The 5,544-nt window shown below is 71.6% G+C and carries 5 protein-coding genes; 2 read left to right on the top strand and 3 right to left on the bottom strand.

Going from position 1 to position 5,544, the window contains the following annotated elements:
- The first annotated feature begins 140 nt into the window (after positions 1 to 140).
- Positions 141 to 1,337, top strand: coding sequence for a MarP family serine protease (locus G6030_RS10735; protein ID WP_182643113.1), 1,197 nt, complete (start codon positions 141 to 143; stop codon positions 1,335 to 1,337).
- A 345-nt stretch (positions 1,338 to 1,682) separates the two neighbouring features.
- Here G6030_RS10735 and G6030_RS10730 read toward each other — a convergent pair whose 3' ends face one another.
- From G6030_RS10730 to acs, 3 genes are all read right to left on the bottom strand, one after another.
- Positions 1,683 to 2,552: an alpha/beta hydrolase gene (locus G6030_RS10730; protein WP_347238636.1), complete on the bottom strand. Its 870-nt coding sequence runs from the start codon at positions 2,550 to 2,552 to the stop codon at positions 1,683 to 1,685.
- Between the two features lie 95 nt (positions 2,553 to 2,647).
- The gene (locus G6030_RS10725; RefSeq protein ID WP_007629008.1) at positions 2,648 to 3,166 is read right to left on the bottom strand and encodes a phage holin family protein; all 519 of its coding nucleotides are present in this window, start codon (positions 3,164 to 3,166) and stop codon (positions 2,648 to 2,650) included.
- Between the two features lie 81 nt (positions 3,167 to 3,247).
- Entirely contained in the window at positions 3,248 to 5,215 is a 1,968-nt protein-coding gene (gene acs / locus G6030_RS10720) for an acetate--CoA ligase (protein ID WP_182643112.1), read from the bottom strand.
- Positions 5,216 to 5,339: 124 nt separating this feature from the next.
- On the opposite strand from acs, the gene G6030_RS16280 reads away from it, so the two are divergent.
- Positions 5,340 to 5,544 (top strand): hypothetical protein (locus G6030_RS16280; protein ID WP_206680903.1); only part of this gene is annotated, 205 nt, incomplete at its 3' end.

Raw genomic sequence — 5,544 nt, 5'->3', positions numbered from 1 at the left:
GCGGACGGCGCGGACGGCTCCGCCGGGGCCGGCGGTGACATCGAGGGGGCTCGCGACGGGGCGGCTCCGGGCGGTGCCGCGGGAGCCGACGGCGAAGAGCCGCTCGACCTCCCCGCCGACAACCCCCGGAGGGGACTTCGGTGACGGGCTCACAGTGGCTCGACCTCGCCCTGTTCGCCCTGGCCGCCGCCGCCGCGATCTCCGGATGGATCAACGGTGCCGCCGCCTCCGGGTTCGCCCTGCTCGGTGTGGGCATCGGCGCGACCTCCGGGCTCCTCGTGGCGCCGCACCTGGTCCGCGAGGTCGATTCGGCGCTGGGCCGACTGGTGGCGGGCCTGGCGATCATCGCGGTGATGGTCGTCATCGGCCAGGTCGCCGGTGTGACCATCGGCCGCGCCGCCAGACGCTACATCTCCGGAACCGGCGCCCGACTCCTCGACAGCACCCTGGGCGCGGTGTTCCAATCCGCCGCGATGCTGCTGGTGGCGTGGCTGGTGGCCGTGCCCATCGCCGCTCAGGAGGGCCCGGGGCCCGGTAAGGCGGTGCGGGGGTCGTCGGTGCTGGCGAAGATCGACGACGTCGCCCCCGAGCAGCTGCAGCGGATCCCGGCCGCGTTCACCCAGGTCCTCGGCACCACCGGGTTCCCGGACATCCTCGGCCCGTTCGGCACCACCCCGCTGCAGGAGGTGCCGCCGCCGGATCCCGTGCTCGCGGGTTCGGAGGTCGTCGCCCGGGTGAAGCCGTCGGTGCTGAAGATCCGTGGCCGGGCCGAGTCGTGCAGCCGCGCGCTGGAGGGCTCCGGCTTCGTGGCCGCGCCGGGGCTCGTCATGACCAACGCGCACGTCGTGGCCGGCACCGGTTCGGTGAGCGTGGTCTCGAGTGACGACGAGCTGGACGCCGAGGTCGTGGTCTACGACTCCTCGGTGGACATCGCGGTCCTCCGCGTGCCCGGGCTGGATGCGCCGGTCCTGCCGTTCGCCGAGAACCGCGCCCGCACGGGCGACAACGCGATCGTCGTGGGCTACCCCGGCAACGGGCCGTACCGCCCGGACGCGGCGCGGATCCGCGAGCGCGTGACCCTGCGCGGGCCGGACATCTACCGTGAGCAGACCGTGGAGCGCGAGGTCTACATCCTGCGGGGCAGCGTCCGCGAGGGCAATTCGGGCGGCCCGCTGATCACGCCCGAGGGGCAGGTCGTGGGAGTCGTGTTCGGTGCCGCGATGGACGCCGCGGACACCGGGTACGCGCTGACCGTGGAGCAGGTGCTGCCGCAGCTGCAGGCGGCGGTCGACGCGCCGGGCGCCGTGCCGACGGGTCCCTGCGTCGGCGTCCGCTGACGCGCCTGCGCCATCCCGCACGGCGCCCTTCCCGCACCCGCGCCCAGCCAGGCGGCTCGCTGACGACAGTCCCGGCCGCTGATGCGCGGGCGTCGGCCCGCGCGCCGCGATCTGGATGTAACCAGCGAGCCTTTGGACGTAGCCATATGGCTCCGTAGGCCGATTCACCACCAGGATTACGACCAAAACCGCGAATGGCCGCGATCGGTGCACAATCGCGCCTGACTGCGATCGGTGCACAATCGCGCCTGACTGCGATCGGCCCGCGATCGCGCATGACTGCGCTCGGCGCGCCACTCGGCCGCGCCCTCCGACGCGCTCCCCGGACGCGCTCCCCGGCCGGACTCAGGACGGCGTGGCGCGGCGGGCGAAGTCGACGATCAGGCGGGACGTCTCCGCCGGGGCCTCCATCACCGGATAGTGGCCGGCGCCGGGGACGAGTGCGCTGCTAAAGTCCCGCGCCCACGCGGACGACGAGCGGACGGTCTCCGGCAGGATGAAGCGGTCCTCGGCACCACTGATCCCCAGCACGGGCTGCGAGATCACGCCCGAGACCGCCCGGCGGAAGTCGCGGCCGTCGGGGCGGAACTGACTGCGCACCATCCAGCGCCGGCTCTCCAGCGACAGGTGCGCGACCTTCGGGATGAGCATCGCCCGCCGGAGCAGCTCCGCGGTCTCCCGGAAGTCGTCCGTCTCCGGCCACGCGGGTCCGGAGCGGCGGCGGAGCATCTCCTCTACGTCGACGGCCCCGTCGCGGGTGAGGCGCCGTTCGGGCAGCCGGGGCGCCTGGTCCGCGACCAGACGGGGCACGAGCGCGCGACGTTGGTGGCGGTCGCGCAGGGCGGCGCGGCGGGTGGCGAGTGGGTGGGGGGATCCGACGACGACGAGGCCCCGCACCGCGCGCGGCCGGCGGTATGCGGCGGTCCACGCATAGAAGCCGCCCTCACCCTGGCCGACGATCACGGCCGACGAATGGCCGAGCGCCCGCACGAGATTCGTGATGTCGGACGCGAGGGTCCAGGCGTCGTAGCCGCGCGGCGGCTTGTCGGAGTCGCCGTGGCCGCGCAGGTCGACGGCGACGGCGTGGAAGCCCGCCTCCGCCAGCGCGAGCATCGGCGCGCGCATCGTCCACCAGATCCCGCTCAGCCCGTGGACGAGCAGGACCAGCGGCGGCAACTCCCCGGCGACGGCGTCGGCGGGGAGCGCCTCGGCCACGTGCAGGCGGATGCCGTTGGCCGAGACGTCACGATGCCGCCACGACCCGTCGATCCTGACGATCGACGGGTCGGGCGGCCTGTGAGCGGGCGTTTTCAGTTGCGCACGGGGGGCTCGGGCGTGCTGGTGACCCGCACCGTGTGGGGACGCTGCGGCTCCGAGCCCTTGGGCATGGCCAGCTTGAGGTCCGACACCGAGTCGATGGTGCGCTGCGGCTTACGGATCTTCTTGACCTTGCGGTACCCGAGCAGTCCACACACCGCGGCCAGCAGGACCAGGACCACGAACACGATGAGGAAGCCCATCCAGTCCCAGGTCTTGGTGCCGAACCACAGCGAGATGAGCTTGGCCCACATGAACACGAACGGGAAGAAGGACATCATGAGGAACACGAGAGCGGCCACGAAGAACCCGGACCCGGTGGCCGCCTTCTTCACCTGCTCGGTGATCTCTGTCTTCGCCAGCTCGATCTCCGCACGCATGAGCGTGGAGACGTGGGTCGAGGCGTTCTTGACCAGGGTGCCGATGCTGGCGTCGCCCCGGCCGATCGAGTCCGCGTCGTGCAGCGGGATCGAGGCCTCGGTCGGCTTGTGCGTTCCCTGGGCGTGGCTCACGGTTGTTCCTCCATTGTCCGGCGACGGCTGCACCGTCGTCCATCGTGCCACGACTCGTGGCGGCCTTCACCCGCTACCCGGTCATCCGCGCGTCCCCTTCTCACGGATCTGGTCCATGATCGTCGGATCCGACAGGGTCGACGTGTCGCCGCCCTCGCGGCCCTCGGCCATGTCCTTGAGCAGTCGACGCATGATCTTGCCGGAGCGGGTCTTGGGCAGTTCGGGCACGATCGTGATGTCACGGGGCTTGGCGATCGGAGAGATCTCCCGCGACACCTCGGCGCGCAGCTCGTCGATGAGCTTCTGGTGATCCTCCTCGGCGCCCACGTTCCCGCGCAGGATCACGTACGCGACGATCGCCTGACCGGTGGTCTCGTCGTTCGCGCCGACCACGGCCGCCTCGGCGACCGCCTGGTGGCCGACGAGCGCCGACTCGACCTCGGAGGTGGAGATGCGGTGGCCCGAGATGTTCATGACGTCGTCGACGCGGCCGAGCACCCACAGGGCGCCGTCGGAGTCCCACTTGGCGCCGTCACCGGCGAAGTAGTACCCCTCCTCGGCGAAGCGCGACCAGTAGGTGTCGCGGTAGCGCTCCATGTCACCCCAGATGCCGCGGAGCATCGCGGGCCACGGCTCGGTGATCACCAGGAAGCCCTGCTCGTCCGCGGGGACCTCCTTGGCGTCCCCGTCGACGATCGAGGCCGAGATGCCGGGCAGCGGGCGCATGGCCGAGCCCGGCTTGGTGTCGGTGATGCCCGGCAGCGGCGAGATCATGATGGCGCCGGTCTCGGTCTGCCACCACGTGTCGACGATGGGGGCCTTCCCGCCGCCGATGTTCTCGCGGTACCAGCGCCACGCCTCCGGGTTGATCGGCTCGCCGACCGAGCCGAGGAGGCGGATCGAGGACAGGTCGTGGGCGGCCGGGATCTCCTTGCCCCACTTCATGAACGTGCGGATCAGGGTCGGCGCCGCGTAGTAGATGGTGACGCCGTACTTCTCGATGATCTGGAAGTGGCGGTGCTCGTCGGGGGAGTTGGGCGTGCCCTCGTAGACGATGCACTCCGCGCCGTTGGCCAGTGGGGCGTACACGCCGTAGGTGTGTCCGGTGACCCAGCCGACGTCCGCCGTGCACCAGTAGACGTCCTCGCCGGGCTTGTGGTCGAAGACGTTGTGGTGCGTGTAGGCGGCCTGCGTGAGGTAGCCGCCGGAGGTGTGGACGATGCCCTTGGGCTTGCCGGTCGTGCCGGAGGTGTAGAGCAGGAACAGGGGGTGCTCGGAGTCGAACGCCTCGGGGGCGTGCTCGGTGGACTGCTCGGGGATGGCCTCGTCCCACCAGACGTCGCGGCCCTCGGTCCATTCGACGTCGAGGCCGGTGCGGCGCACGACGAGCACGTTCTCCACCGACTCGGCGGGGCCGTCCACGCCCTCGAGGTTCCCGGCCAGGGCGTCGTCGACGCCGGCCTTGAGCGGGGCGGGCTTGCCGCGGCGGAACTGGCCGTCGGCGGTGATGACGAGCTTGGCCTCGGCGTCGTCGACGCGCGAGCGCAGGGCCGCGGGCGAGAAGCCGGCGAAGACGACGGAGTGGGTCAGGCCCAGGCGCGCGCACGCGAGCATCGCGATGTAGACCTCGGGCAGCAGCGGCATGTAGATCGCCACCCGGTCGCCGGCCACCAGACCGAGCGAGCTGAGGTAGTTGGCGGTCCGGCTGACCTCGTCCTTGAGTTCGGCGTACGTGATGTCGCGGGCGTCGTCGGTGGGCTCGCCGATCCAGTGGATGGCCACGCGGTCACCGTTGCCGGCCTCGACGTGCCGGTCGACGCAGTTGTAGGCGACGTTGAGCTTGCCGCCGACGAACCACTTGGCGACGGGGGCGTCGGACCAGTCCAGCACCTCGGACCATTCGGTGTCCCAGTCGAGTCGACGGGCCTGCTCCTCCCAGAATCCCAGACGGTCATCCGCGGCACTGTCGTACAGGTCTGCCTGCGCGTTGGCCTGGGCGGCGAAGTCGGGATCGGGCGCGAAGGACGGGGTGTGCTCGGGAGCGGTCATCAGCGGCTCTCTCTCGGGGATGAGGTTTCACGGACGGCCGGGGTCGCCACGGCGGACTGACCGGACCGATGCCTGTGAGCGTAGTCACACGCGCTCCGTCGTGTCGGGCAACCCACCCGCGGGGGTGCGACGGGGGAATCTCGCCTACCTCTATCAGCTGCGACGTGGTTCCGGGCCCGTCGGGCCGGCGTCCTCGGACGGCTCCGCGGCGGGCGTCGCGGGGCCCGGGCCGGAGGTCTTCGCGGGCGCGGGGGAGTCGGCGGTCTCATCGCCGTCGGACGCCCTCGTCGTCGTCGCCCCCGTGTCGTCCCGGCGTGCCGACGCCGGGT

It is taken from the genome of Dietzia sp. E1, from assembly GCF_014145015.1.
Taxonomy (GTDB): domain Bacteria; phylum Actinomycetota; class Actinomycetes; order Mycobacteriales; family Mycobacteriaceae; genus Dietzia; species Dietzia cinnamea_A.
The sequence above is the reverse complement of the archived record's forward strand: the minus strand, read 5'-3'. Positions and strand labels throughout refer to the sequence as shown.

Excerpts from the sequence above, each read along its gene's own strand:
- acs (WP_182643112.1), bottom strand. The coding sequence starts at position 5,215 with ATGACCGCTCCCGAGCACACCCCGTCCTTCGCGCCCGATCCCGACTTC.